Raw genomic sequence first — 12166 nt, forward strand, 5'->3', positions numbered from 1 at the left:
TACGCGATTTTTCTTAGACTGTAATAAAGCAAAACAGCTTGCTGGATAAATACCAACAAGCTGTTTTTTATTTAACTGCACGTATAAAAATGCGTTCACTTTCGTATTCAGGGGCATCATTTGTAAAATCTGCGGTTACCTCCACATGCTTGAAGCCAATTGTATGAAGCCATGTCATATATTGCTCAATTGGGAATGTACGTTGAATATGCTCCTCATCAAAGCGTTCATACAGATCACTTGCTGCATCTCTGACAAAAAACGTCATTTGATGGATAACAGAGTGCTCTAAATCACCTGGCTCTGTATGCCATACATAGCTAATATCGCCGTCGTCATACGTAAATGGACTATCTAAAAAAATATCATTCATTTTATATAGTGAATGAACATCAAAAAATAGTTGGCCGTCATCTTTTAGAGCATCATAAATTCGTTCCAATGTGGCATATACTGCTTTTTCTTGTATGACATAATTTATTGAATCAATAGCAATCGTTACAACGTCAAGCGCCTCAAAACCCTCTAATTCATCCATTGACATACAAAATAGGGGCACATGTAATCCTTCATCAGCAAATCGCTCTGCGGCAATTGAGAGCATATTTTCAGATAGATCAATTCCACTCACCCTGTAACCAGCCTTGGCAAACAACAGACTCAGCACACCTGTACCACAGCCAATGTCTAAAAGCTTAGGAAATTGATTACATGGTGCATGCTGCAAAACCCATTCCACATACTTATCGTAGGGGATATCGACTTGCAGCTCATCATACACGTGGGCAAAGCGTTCGTAACTACTCACTTAAGCCTCTGGCATGTCTAGCTGCGGTGCATCGCCCCATAGACGCTCTAAATTATAATAAGCACGCTCATCCTTATGGAATACGTGCGCCACTACATCTCCTAAGTCTACAAGAATCCAGCGAGCTGCATCGAAACCTTCGACACGACGAATTTCATAGCCCTCTTTTTCAGCTACATCCTGTAATTCACGCGCAATAGCTTGCACTTGTCGATCTGAGTTACCATGAGCGATGATAAAGTAATCCGCTAAAAGTGAAATACCTTGCATATTTAAAACGACAATGTCCTCCCCATGTTTGTCGTCAATTGCTTTGTAAGCTGCTTGTAATAAAGTTGAATTCATCCTTCACTGTCCTCTCTTTTCATCATATCGTTATAACATTCTATTGATAATGGATAAATTGGCTGTTTTGTATCGATTAGAAAAGCCAATGTATGGCGCACACAAGCACTCATTACTTTATCCAAACCCTTTTCCGCCTTTTTGCGAAGACGATCCACACCATCAAATTTACGGTTAGGCTCAATCATATCTGCTACAAAAATTATTTTTTCTAAACGGCTCATACCAGCACGCCCTGTTGTATGAAAACGAATAGCATTAAGCATATCCTCATCTGTTAATTCAAATTCACTTTCAGCGATATATGCACCTACTGGACCATGTAACAGTTCACTGCCCCAGCCAAGCAAATGAGCGTCTAATCTTTCAGTTCGAACAATGTTCTCCATCCATTCAATATCAGCATATTTTGCAATATCATGGAGGATAGCTGCTGTTTCTGCTTTTTTCTCATCCTCGCCATACTTTTTGGCTAATTCAATAGCTGTTTCCATAACCCCAATGGTATGAATATAGCGCTTTTCAGGCATACGAGGCTTAATCGCCGCTAAATACTGTTCGCGTTCCATAAAGACCTTCCTCTCGTATATACGTCTCTACCGCTTCAGGCAATAAAAAGGTAACTGTTCCACCAGTGGCAAGACGTTCACGAATTAGTGTGGACGATAAATCGATTTGAGGAACTTCCACCATTAGAATAGGGTACTCTGAAATAGCCTCTGTTCTCGGACGCTTGACCCCTACAAACTGCACAAGATTCATTAGCTCATTAATACAGTGCCACGTATGAAGGGAATCAATCATATCGCCTCCAATGATAAAGTAAAATTTTACATTTGGCTCTCTTATGCACAATGCAGAAAGTGTCTCATATGAATAGGATACGCCGCCCCTCTCAACCTCATACGACTCCACAGAAAAATGTGGATATGGACTTATAGCATGCTTGACCATTTCAAGTCTCTCTCCATCGCTTGCATCATGCCGAGCAAACTTATGTGGCGGTAGCGCATTGGGCATAAAGCGTACTTCATCTAAATCCAATGCATGAAGTACTTCATTTGCCATCATTAAATGTCCATTATGTGGCGGATTAAATGTTCCTCCCAATAAACCGATCCGTTTCATCATCTCACCTTACTTCGCTGCTTTCGGTAGTACAATCTTTTTTTGATTGCGGGATTCTTTATATAAAACAACTGTTAATCCAATTAATTGCACAAGCTCTGCATGCGCACCCTTTGCTAGTGCTTCTGCAACCTCATGCTTGTCCTCCTCACAGTTATCTAAAATGCGGACCTTAATGAGTTCTCGTACTTCTAATGCCTCACGAATTTGCTTCGTCATTTCGTCATTAACGCCACCTTTTCCTACTTGGAAAATTGGTGTTAAGTGATGTGCTTCCGCACGTAAAAAACGCTTTTGTTTACCTGTTAACATAAAAATTAGTATCCTCCTAATTGCGCCTTTAATTGCGCAATCATTGAATTTGTATTTGGGGATTCACCTAGCCAATACTCAAAGGCAATGGCCCCTTGATGAACAAACATTCCAAGTCCTGTGACAACGGTTGCTCCTTTTACTTCAGCTGCTTTAAGAAAAGGTGTCATTAATGGATTATACACAATATCCGCAACAATTGCGCCCTTTGTAAGATGTTCCAGTGAAAATGGCATAGAAAAATTGCCCGTAGCAAGCCCAGCCGATGTCATTTGCACCAAAATGCCGAAATCAGCTAGGGTTGCCTCAGCCTCTGTTAAGGATATAGCTTGACCAGAACCCATTTCATCAACAATCGCCTGTGCATTTGCTACTGTACGATTGGCAATGGTTAAATTTTCATAGCCCTGCTGCTGCATCGCAAAAGCAATACCTCGGGCAGCACCGCCAGCACCGATTAACAGAACTGGCTTGTCTTTATGTGACTTGCCAACAGCTTCCTCTAACGAGCGGACAAATCCAACACCATCAGTATTATACCCTTTTAATGTACCTTCCTTTGTTCGAACAACCGTATTTACAGCACCCATTTTTTCGGCTAGCTCATCTAGCTCATCTAAATAGGGAATGATCGCTGTTTTATGTGGAATTGTAACGTTCCAGCCACTTGCGCCTAACGTTTTCATACCAGCAATTGCAGACTCGAGGTTTTCAGATGATACATGCACTGGAATATATGTTGCATCTATCGACATTCCCTCAAACCAAGCATTGTGCATCGCTGGTGATTTTGAGTGCTCAATAGGATCACCTATAACCGCAAACCATTTCTTCATTTCCTAGTCCCTCTTCTCTACTTATCTTACTACATTATCAATTATGCCTTGGCATAATTGCGCCTGGAATCGGCTTTGTGCTTAGGTCTGCGTGATGCAGGTCAGTTAGCCGTTATCGCATGGATACGATGATTTTAGGCTAACATCCTTTATTAACTCCTTTTCGATTCCGTGACATATATCTGCCGCTGCCGCTATGCTTTCGATACAAAAAATACTTGCTGAAAGAAGTTAAATTAGTGATGGGCGAATAGAAACTTGTACTCCCTTTGGTGCATAAGCTGCCACAACTACATTTGCATGCTGTACCGTGATCCAACCAAGACCCGAAAATACAACATCTGTTTTCGCTTCTTTTATCGAAAACTCATGACGCACTAATGGTGGCAACTGATCAATAAAATTCTTAGTTGGCGGTGTAAGTAATTCACCCTTATGCTCTGCATATAATGTATCTGCCTTCTCCAGCTTTGTACGGTGAATTGGTAAATCATTAGCTACATGGACCGTAAATGCTGAACGTTCTCCTTGAATAAAATCAAAACGTGCAAGTGCACCAATAAATAAAGTTTGCCCAGCGTTTTGTTGATATACTTTCGGCTTTATTTCTTTTTTCGGCATAATATATTTCAATTCACTTGCATCGATATGGTGTGCCATCTGATGATGATTAATAATCCCTGGTGTATCATATAATGCACTACCATCATCTAATGGAATTTCAATCATGTCCAAAGTCGTTCCCGGGAAATGAGATGTAGTAATCACCTCACCCTCACCTGTAGCCTGTTTAATGATGCGATTAATGAACGTGGATTTCCCAACATTTGTACAACCTACAACATACACATTTTTCCCATTTCGGTACTCGTCAATGGCTTCCATCGCTTCAGCCATTCCTTTGCCTTTATGGGCACTTACTAAAAGCACATCGATAGGTTGCAGACCAAGAGCCTTTGCCTCACGTTTTAACCAATTAATTACTTTTTTCGGCTTTACTGATTTCGGTAATAGGTCAGCCTTATTCGCAACCAATAACACAGGATTTTTCCCAACGAAACGGTGAAGTCCTGGTAGCCAGCTCCCATTGAAGTCAAAAATATCAACAATTTTTACGATTAAGCCTTGCTGTGTTCCAAGACCATTAAGAATGCGTAAAAAGTCGTCATCTGTTAATGACACTGGTTGAATTTCATTATAATTTTTCAAACGGAAGCAGCGTTGGCAAATGACCGCGTCTTTTTCTAATGATGATGGAGGGGCATACCCAACTGCTGTTTTATCTTCTGTTTGGATTGTTGTACCACAGCCAATACAATTTGGCATTTCGTTCATTCTTTTTCCTCCCAAGTTATAATTCCTTTTCGTTTTAAATCATTGAACACGCGTCGTTCAATGAATCGATTGAATTTTGTTACGAGCCCATCAGATTGTGCAACAGGTTTTACAAGTACCGTATGCAAGCCTAAACGATTGGCACCCATGACATCCGTTAAGAGTTGATCTCCTACCATAACCACTTCATTTGGACGTAGCCCTAATTGAACAATGGCACTATAAAAGGCATTACGAAATGGTTTTTTTGCCTTATGGATATAAGGAATACCTAATGGCTCAGCAAAATGCTTAACACGCGCTTCATTGTTATTTGACGCAATAATAACACGAATACCTGATTCCTTCATGATACGAAGCCAAATAATCAGCTCTTCCGTTGCATCAGCACGGTCCCATTCCACAAGGGTATTATCTAAATCTGTAATAATTCCTTTAATGCCTAAGTCTTGAAGCTTTTCTGGTGTAATTTCAAAAATACTCGTCACAAATTCATCTGGTAATAAAAAATTATACAAAATAGCGACCCCTAATCTAAACGTATTATTCGACCATTATAGCATATTTGCAAATGCTTCACCCATTCGAATTGGGCTTCCTTGCACGACATTGTCCGTAAATTCAATTGCTCCTTTTTCAAATAACATAACGACCGTTGAGCCAAATGAAAAATAACCTACTTCTTCACCTTTATGCCACTTTGTTGTAGTATTTGTAAGGACAATCGAGTTGACAAAAGTAGCACCTACTTTAATAAACGCTATCTGCTGATGATTAGCCACCTTCAACTCTGTTACTTGACGATAATTATGGGAAATCGGTTTTTTTCCATAGGAAAGGCCAAGCTGATTCACAGGATAGGATTTTTGTCCAAGTGTATATTGTCTTAGCACTAATCCATCAATAGGACTATGAATACGGTGATAGTCAGCAGGACTTAGGTAAAACACAATAAAATGACCATCAGTATATTGTGCAGCACGTTCGTTGTTGCCAAGTAAATCTTGTAATGCATACGGCTTCCCCTTTACAAGAAATGTCATATCCCATTCGATACGACCAAAGGATTCCACTTTTGCATCAACAGGACTTGTATAAGTAGTCGGGTTTTGTTCAATTGGTCTAACATGCTCCAAAAGCTCTCTTGTAAAAAAATCATGTAAACTTGAAAATTGTTGTGGTTTTTTTGAAACTTCTTCAAGGTTAATATCGTATACCTTCATATAGCTAGGGATTATTCGTTTACTCCACTTAGCTTTTGCAATCGTTTGTAAAAGTTGAGAGGATTGCTTGCCATTTGTTAATTCAATCAAGCGTTGATATAATTTTTCTTTCATAAAACAAAACCCCTATCGATTAATTTAGACTGTCAATTTTTTCGCATTCGAAGTATAATGGTACAATATCTTAAGTGTAAAGGAGTGATCCCCCTTGTTTTTTTATCACAAGTTGGTGGATACCACGGTTAAGAAAATGAAATCGCAAGCAGCAAACTTCATTACAATCAGTAATATGTCCTTTGGTGGCGCAGCCATTATGGCTACATTACATGAATACTATAGCTACAGTGTCTTATTTATCTTTATTGCTGCCCTTCTTGATCGTTACGATGGGAAGGTAGCCAGAGCTCTCGGACAAGTGTCTGATTTAGGTAAACAGTTAGACTCTATGAGTGATATTATATCATTTGGTGTAGCGCCTGCATTATTAATGTATGAAGTGGTCTTAGTAGACTTTGGTTACGTCGGCATGATGATGACCGTACTGTATATCATCTGTGGTGCGATGAGATTAGCTCGCTTTAATATTAGTGAACCAAACGGCTATTTTACAGGGTTACCAATTACAGCTGCAGGTACTCTCTTAACTTTAACGTATTTTGCATCTACTGCGTTCCACCCGGCATTTTATCTTTTCCTTTTTCCAATACTAGCTCTATTGATGATTAGTACATTCACGTTAAAAAAAGTGTAACAGCGCATTTGCTGTTGCACTTTTTTTCATTTAACACAGTTTCAAAACATATACTGTCGAAAAATGGGGAAAGGATGAAATCATTCAATGAGCGGAATTTTTACATCTATGTTGCAGTTATGGCTTGAGATCCCAGCGTTACTTGGCTATTTAAAGGGGCAAACCTTCCATAAACCCTTTTCAAAAGAAGAGGAAGCTGCTTGTATTGAACGATTTTTAGGCGGTGATGAGCAGGCGCGTCTTGATTTAATAGAGCGCAATATGCGACTCGTTGCACACGTTGTAAAAAAATTCCATCCAAAACACGAGCAACTTGATGACTATATTTCTATTGGTACTATCGGTCTTATGAAAGCTGTAGAAAGCTATACACCTGACAAAAAAACTCGTCTGGCCACTTATGCTGCCCGCTGTATTGAAAATGAAATATTAATGCATCTGCGGACACAGAAAAAGGTGCAAAAGGATGTTTCCTTATTCGAGCCAATCGGCACTGATAAAGATGGCAATGCGCTACAAATTCGCGATCTTTTACAATGTGATGAGGAAAGCGCCACAGAAAAAATTGAGCATAAGGAGCATGTTGCGCAGCTCTATCATTATTTGCACATGCTTGACGAACGTGAACTCGAAATTGTGACTCTCCGCTATGGCTTAAACCAGCAGGATGCTCTTACACAAAAGGAAATTGCAGCACGCTTAAATATTTCGCGTAGCTATGTGTCGCGCATTGAAAAGCGGGCACTAATCAAGCTCTATCAATTATATAAACGAGACCAAAAGACTATTGAATAATTTATTGTAAATTGATGTTTCGAAAATAGCAATAAAATCTACAATATGCTCGGCTAGTATTCTTGTATTTTTTGTTACAATTACCAAACATAAATTGAGTTTTAGCAATCGTATCACGAAAGAAGGAAAATATATGTATGTAAACCTTCCGAGTATTTTTCGCACCCTTATACTGAAAAAACTTCCTTGCGATAAAAATATCGCAAGGAAGCTTTTTTCACGTTCCTATACAGTTTCTGAGAGCTCTGCTGAAATAAGTGAACCAAGTAAAGTTGTAATAATAACTACACCAGCTGTTAAAAATAACATCATGAATACCTCCCAATCAAATATGAAGAGATTTAATTAATGACAGTGTAGCATCCATTAAATTTTTTAACTGTGATTTTTCTCACACTACTAATTGTACATTGTGTCGATTATGTGTAATTTATCTCATTTTGAGTCTACTCAGTCAGTAAAGTAACTTATATCATTTCAATTGCTTTTAAGACGATTTGTGTTGAATGTTTTGCCGCTACAGGTAAAAATTCATCGAAGCTAATATTGGATTCTTTCCCTGCGATATCTGATAAAGCACGGATCACAACAAATGGTGTTCCGAATTGATAGCATACTTGCGCAACAGCCGCTGCTTCCATTTCAACTGCCTTCATTTGTGGGAAATGATGACGCACGGCTTCTACACGCACTGGATCATTCATAAAAGCATCTCCTGAGCAAATTAACCCAATACCAAATTGATGCTCCCCAACTGCCTTTACAGCCTCTTCAGCCACTTTCATAAGCTTCTCATCTGATTTGTAAGCTGCTGGCATTCCAGCCATCTGTCCAATCTCATAGCCGAATATTGTCACATCAACATCATGGTGTCGAACCTCGTCTGAAATGACAACTGCTCCTACTTCAAGTGCCTCATCATAGCCTCCAGCTGAGCCAGTATTAATGACTACATCTGGTTTGAATTCATGTAAGAGAATCGTAGTTGACATCGCAGCATTTACTTTACCAATGCCGCTTTTTAATAACACAACCTCTTTGCCATCATAGATTCCTGTTGTATATTCACTACCTGCAATTGTTGTACTTTTTCCATCTTCTAATGATGCTCGTAGTAGCTCTACTTCTTCTTCCATTGCGCCAATTACTGCAATTTTCATAGATATATTTCTTCCCTTCTTTATACTCTATTAAAAATAAACAAAAGAGTTATTTTCGTCAATAGGCGCCCTTTAATGTATTTAACTGCTCAAGCTTTACTGGTAACCAGCCCTCTTGGTCAACCCATTCCATACTAACTCTATACATTGCTGTTTTATCATTCGTTGAAACAGTTGCTATAGCCGTATTAGCGCTACCGTTATTTTGAATACGCCAAATAATCATATTGTCCTTTTCAATGCCTGTTGCAGCTGTAATTGTTGCCACCTTTTCTGCCCAGTCTACAGATTTATCATCGTATGAAGACACATGCTGACCTGCTTGTGTCGTAGGTGTAGGCTTCCAATTTTTATTGGTAACAACCTTGTCTACAATTGGATTATCAGATTTAGTTTCCTGAGCTTTGTCCTGTTCAGATGTTGGTTCTTCTTCCGCAGGTTCTTCCTTTGCGGGTTCGTTATCATCTGTGGTAGCATCCTTATTATCCTCTTTAGAAGGCTCTTCCTCAACCTCTCTATCATCATTCTTTTGCTCTTGTGCCGGCTCGTCTTTCACGGCTTTTTCTGCATCATCTTGCCATTTAAACACATAGGTAGCCGTGATAATAATTAATACTACAACAATACCAATTAATACATTCAATAGTTTATCTAGCTTTTTATTATGAGATGGCTGCAAATGACGACTGCTTCGAGTTTGTCGTTCACTCATGAATTCTCCCCCTCTCTAGCCAATATTTTATCAATTTCGACAGCACATGCAAAATATTTGTGTCTATTTCTTGCTTTCCATATATTGTGAAACACTAATCTTTATAAAATAAAAGCAGTTAACTTTCTTTTAGAAGAGAAGTTAACTGCTTGTACATATATAATTATTTTATAGAAAGAATCTTAACTTTCATTTCGCCGCCTGGTGTTTGTACAGCAACCTCTTCACCCTCAGCACGGCCAAGTAGACCTTTTGCGATTGGTGATTCATTAGAGATACGGAATTCCATTGGATCCGCTTCAGCTGAACCTACAATAGTATATGATTCCTCTTCAGTTGATGGTTTACCATTAATGATTTCTACAAATGTAACCGTTTTCCCAAGTGATACTACACTGTTGTCAGTTTCATCCTCAGAAATAATTACCGCGTTACGAATCATTGATTTTAATGTAGAAATGCGTCCTTCTAAAAAGGCTTGTTCTTCTTTTGCTGAATCATACTCAGCATTTTCAGAAAGATCTCCGAAATCACGTGCAATTTTAATACGTTCTACGATTTCCTTACGTGTTTCCGTTTCTAATTTCACTAATTCTTCTTCTAATTTTCGTTTACCCTCAGCAGTCATTGGGTATTGTTTTTCATTTGCCAAAGTCCTTCACTCCTTATTTCATCAATATAAAAACATAAAACTCGACTAAATGCCTATAACAAGCATTTAATCGAATTTTATTATTTTTAAACGTTTTTCAAATTACGCTTTGACCTAATAGTATGCATGCTTTTCAGAAATATGCACCGATAAGCATGTAAATATTGTCAATACCACTCTATCTTATTACAATACGTTGCCGGTTTCAAGAATAGTTTTAATTTTCGTTACCATTAAATCGATGGCTACTTCATTATCTCCGCCTTCTGGAATAATGATATCAGCATAACGTTTTGTTGGTTCAATAAATAGATTATGCATTGGACGAACGGCCGTTAAATATTGGTCGATGACAGAATCTGTTGTACGTCCACGCTCCTTTATATCACGCATAATACGACGGATAATTCGTAAATCTGAGTCCGTATCAACAAATAGCTTTATGTCCATTAGATCACGTAAATCTGCGTCCTCTAGCACTAAAATACCTTCTAGTATAATAACATCTACAGGCTCAACATGAATAACCTCTTTTGCTCTTGTATGCTGTACATAATCGTATACTGGCTTTTCGATGGATTGACGAGCCAACAATTTTTTTATGTGTTTAATTAACAAATCATTATCGAATGCTAACGGATGGTCATAGTTTGTACCTAAACGCTCCTCAAACGTTAAATGACTTTGATCCTTATAATAAAAATCTTGTTCAATTACAACCACTGAATGATCTCGGAAAACATCATAAATAGCATGTGTCACACTCGTTTTACCTGAACATGAGCCACCAGCGATTCCGATGACGACTGGACGCTTTGCTGCCATTAATTATTCTCCTTTCGCATCATGTTATGCGGTTTTAATGGTGTATCACATTTAAATTTAACAATTTGTAATGGATGACGGGCTGCATCTAAGCTATTACCGTCCTCATCCCATATTTCTCCCATTGTTAAACAGAAGTTTTCGATTTCAGGACCAAAGAACTCTACTTCATCACCAGGCTTAAAATAATTTCGTTGCTGCATTGTGACAATTTTTGACTCTTGGTCATGGTCTAAAATTAAACCAGCAAATTCATAGGTTGTTTTACGGCCATGAACACCAAACATTTGCTCCTCTAAGCCAGGTGCATCGTGGAAGAATGCTTCAGCCGTATCACGATTTGCACATTTGTCTAGCTCCTCTAGCCATTCACGTTTAATGTTGAAATTATCAGGATCTGCACAATAGGCATCTATTACCTTACGATACACGGAAACAACTGTAGCCACGTAGTGAATGGATTTCATGCGACCTTCAACCTTTAACGAATCAATGCCAAGCTCAATCATATGAGGAATAGCTTCAATTAACTTTAAATCTTTTGGACTCATAGCAAAAGGTGCATGATTGTCATCAAATAGCGCTTTTTCTTCGCCATCTTCTAATTCATATAAATCGTAGTCCCAGCGACAAGATTGGCAGCAGCCACCGCGGTTGGAGTCACGAGCAGTCATATGATTGGAAAGCACACAACGACCAGAATAAGCGATACACATCGCTCCATGTACGAATGCCTCAATTTCAATATCAACCTTTTCCTTCATCAGCTGCATTTCTTCGCCGCCTACTTCACGGGCTAACACTACTCGATGTAAGCCTTCCTCTTTCCAATACTGTACCGCCTTCCAGTTTGAAAGCGATTGCTGTGTAGAAAGGTGAATTTCAAGCTTGGGTGCAGCTGTGCGGCATGTTTCAATGATCAGAGGGTCCGCTACGATAATGCCTGTAACACCTGCAGATTCAATATCCTTTAAATATTGCTCTAAGCCGCCCATATTTTCATTATGAGCAAAAATATTTGTCGTAACATAAATTTTCGCACCGTATTTATTGGCGAATGTTACTCCCTCGCGCATTTCCTCAATAGAAAAATTATCTGCATTTGAACGTAAACCAAATTCCTGCCCGCCAATAAATACAGCATCTGCTCCATAATGAACAGCTATTTTTAATTTCTCTAAGCTACCTGCTGGGGCAAGCAGCTCTGGTTTTTTTGTAATGACACGTTTACCGTCAACAATCTCACGGATTTTGTCATTTTGTACTAACGCTAATGCCATGTCT

Annotated in this window: 16 protein-coding genes; 2 read left to right on the forward strand and 14 right to left on the reverse strand. The window is 38.8% G+C overall.

What is annotated here, in order from left to right; translation table 11 throughout:
- Positions 1-67: 67 nt before the first annotated feature.
- The 9 genes from ACQKIM_RS12545 to ACQKIM_RS12585 form a co-directional block, all read right to left on the reverse strand.
- Positions 68-808, reverse strand: coding sequence for a class I SAM-dependent DNA methyltransferase (locus ACQKIM_RS12545; protein ID WP_427544239.1), 741 nt, complete (start codon positions 806-808; stop codon positions 68-70).
- On the reverse strand, positions 809-1153 hold the full coding sequence (gene rsfS, locus ACQKIM_RS12550) for a ribosome silencing factor (protein ID WP_427544242.1): 345 nt from the start codon (positions 1151-1153) through the stop codon (positions 809-811).
- Positions 1150-1722 (reverse strand): bis(5'-nucleosyl)-tetraphosphatase (symmetrical) YqeK, encoded by a 573-nt coding sequence (gene yqeK / locus ACQKIM_RS12555; RefSeq protein WP_427544245.1) that lies wholly within the window; start codon positions 1720-1722, stop codon positions 1150-1152. Before yqeK ends, rsfS begins: the two co-directional genes overlap by 4 nt.
- Complete coding sequence (locus tag ACQKIM_RS12560; protein WP_427544332.1) at positions 1691-2281, reverse strand: nicotinate-nucleotide adenylyltransferase; 591 nt, start codon at positions 2279-2281, stop codon at positions 1691-1693. Before ACQKIM_RS12560 ends, yqeK begins: the two co-directional genes overlap by 32 nt.
- 9 nt (positions 2282-2290) lie before the next feature.
- Positions 2291-2593, reverse strand: coding sequence for a ribosome assembly RNA-binding protein YhbY (yhbY, locus tag ACQKIM_RS12565; RefSeq protein WP_427544248.1), 303 nt, complete (start codon positions 2591-2593; stop codon positions 2291-2293).
- 5 nt (positions 2594-2598) lie between these two features.
- Entirely contained in the window at positions 2599-3429 is an 831-nt protein-coding gene (aroE, locus tag ACQKIM_RS12570) for a shikimate dehydrogenase (RefSeq protein WP_427544251.1), read from the reverse strand.
- A gap of 231 nt (positions 3430-3660) precedes the next feature.
- The gene (gene yqeH, locus ACQKIM_RS12575) at positions 3661-4764 is read right to left on the reverse strand and encodes a ribosome biogenesis GTPase YqeH (RefSeq protein WP_427544254.1); all 1104 of its coding nucleotides are present in this window, start codon (positions 4762-4764) and stop codon (positions 3661-3663) included.
- Positions 4761-5282, reverse strand: a complete 522-nt coding sequence (locus ACQKIM_RS12580) for a YqeG family HAD IIIA-type phosphatase (protein WP_427544257.1) — start codon at positions 5280-5282, stop codon at positions 4761-4763. Before ACQKIM_RS12580 ends, yqeH begins: the two co-directional genes overlap by 4 nt.
- A 36-nt stretch (positions 5283-5318) precedes the next feature.
- Positions 5319-6101: a phosphatidylserine decarboxylase gene (locus tag ACQKIM_RS12585; protein WP_427544260.1), complete on the reverse strand. Its 783-nt coding sequence runs from the start codon at positions 6099-6101 to the stop codon at positions 5319-5321.
- A gap of 136 nt (positions 6102-6237) precedes the next feature.
- Between ACQKIM_RS12585 and pssA the strand changes: the two genes are divergently transcribed.
- Together pssA and sigK are read left to right on the forward strand one after the other, a co-directional pair.
- On the forward strand, positions 6238-6738 hold the full coding sequence (pssA, locus tag ACQKIM_RS12590; RefSeq protein ID WP_427544335.1) for a CDP-diacylglycerol--serine O-phosphatidyltransferase: 501 nt from the start codon (positions 6238-6240) through the stop codon (positions 6736-6738).
- A gap of 87 nt (positions 6739-6825) precedes the next feature.
- Positions 6826-7533: an RNA polymerase sporulation sigma factor SigK gene (gene sigK / locus ACQKIM_RS12595; protein ID WP_283868838.1), complete on the forward strand. Its 708-nt coding sequence runs from the start codon at positions 6826-6828 to the stop codon at positions 7531-7533.
- Between the two features lie 467 nt (positions 7534-8000).
- Here the strand turns inward: sigK and mtnN are convergent, their stop codons facing one another.
- The 5 genes from mtnN to ACQKIM_RS12620 form a co-directional block, all read right to left on the reverse strand.
- Entirely contained in the window at positions 8001-8693 is a 693-nt protein-coding gene (mtnN, locus tag ACQKIM_RS12600) for a 5'-methylthioadenosine/S-adenosylhomocysteine nucleosidase (RefSeq protein ID WP_427544263.1), read from the reverse strand.
- A gap of 58 nt (positions 8694-8751) precedes the next feature.
- The gene (locus ACQKIM_RS12605) at positions 8752-9405 is read right to left on the reverse strand and encodes a YrrS family protein (protein ID WP_427544266.1); all 654 of its coding nucleotides are present in this window, start codon (positions 9403-9405) and stop codon (positions 8752-8754) included.
- A gap of 163 nt (positions 9406-9568) precedes the next feature.
- Entirely contained in the window at positions 9569-10057 is a 489-nt protein-coding gene (gene greA, locus ACQKIM_RS12610; protein WP_427544269.1) for a transcription elongation factor GreA, read from the reverse strand.
- Between the two features lie 186 nt (positions 10058-10243).
- On the reverse strand, positions 10244-10882 hold the full coding sequence (udk, locus tag ACQKIM_RS12615) for a uridine kinase (protein WP_427544272.1): 639 nt from the start codon (positions 10880-10882) through the stop codon (positions 10244-10246).
- Positions 10882-12162 (reverse strand): peptidase U32 family protein, encoded by a 1281-nt coding sequence (locus ACQKIM_RS12620; protein ID WP_427544275.1) that lies wholly within the window; start codon positions 12160-12162, stop codon positions 10882-10884. The genes udk and ACQKIM_RS12620 overlap by 1 nt, the downstream gene beginning before the upstream one ends.
- Between the last annotated feature and the right edge of the window lie 4 nt (positions 12163-12166).

Source organism: Lysinibacillus sp. NPDC047702 (genome assembly GCF_050272555.1).
GTDB lineage: Bacteria > Bacillota > Bacilli > Bacillales_A > Planococcaceae > Lysinibacillus.

What these genes read in the sequence shown, in the direction of transcription:
- rsfS (WP_427544242.1), bottom strand. Translation starts at nt 1,153, where the DNA reads ATGAATTCAACTTTATTACAAGCAGCTTACAAAGCAATTGACGACAAA.
- yqeK (WP_427544245.1), bottom strand. Translation starts at nt 1,722, where the DNA reads ATGGAACGCGAACAGTATTTAGCGGCGATTAAGCCTCGTATGCCTGAA.
- ACQKIM_RS12560 (WP_427544332.1), bottom strand. Translation starts at nt 2,281, where the DNA reads ATGAAACGGATCGGTTTATTGGGAGGAACATTTAATCCGCCACATAAT.
- yhbY (WP_427544248.1), bottom strand. Translation starts at nt 2,593, where the DNA reads ATGTTAACAGGTAAACAAAAGCGTTTTTTACGTGCGGAAGCACATCAC.
- aroE (WP_427544251.1), bottom strand. Translation starts at nt 3,429, where the DNA reads ATGAAGAAATGGTTTGCGGTTATAGGTGATCCTATTGAGCACTCAAAA.
- yqeH (WP_427544254.1), bottom strand. Translation starts at nt 4,764, where the DNA reads ATGAACGAAATGCCAAATTGTATTGGCTGTGGTACAACAATCCAAACA.
- ACQKIM_RS12585 (WP_427544260.1), bottom strand. Translation starts at nt 6,101, where the DNA reads ATGAAAGAAAAATTATATCAACGCTTGATTGAATTAACAAATGGCAAG.
- pssA (WP_427544335.1), top strand. Translation starts at nt 6,238, where the DNA reads ATGAAATCGCAAGCAGCAAACTTCATTACAATCAGTAATATGTCCTTT.
- sigK (WP_283868838.1), top strand. Translation starts at nt 6,826, where the DNA reads ATGAGCGGAATTTTTACATCTATGTTGCAGTTATGGCTTGAGATCCCA.
- mtnN (WP_427544263.1), bottom strand. Translation starts at nt 8,693, where the DNA reads ATGAAAATTGCAGTAATTGGCGCAATGGAAGAAGAAGTAGAGCTACTA.
- ACQKIM_RS12605 (WP_427544266.1), bottom strand. Translation starts at nt 9,405, where the DNA reads ATGAGTGAACGACAAACTCGAAGCAGTCGTCATTTGCAGCCATCTCAT.
- udk (WP_427544272.1), bottom strand. Translation starts at nt 10,882, where the DNA reads ATGGCAGCAAAGCGTCCAGTCGTCATCGGAATCGCTGGTGGCTCATGT.
- ACQKIM_RS12620 (WP_427544275.1), bottom strand. Translation starts at nt 12,162, where the DNA reads ATGGCATTAGCGTTAGTACAAAATGACAAAATCCGTGAGATTGTTGAC.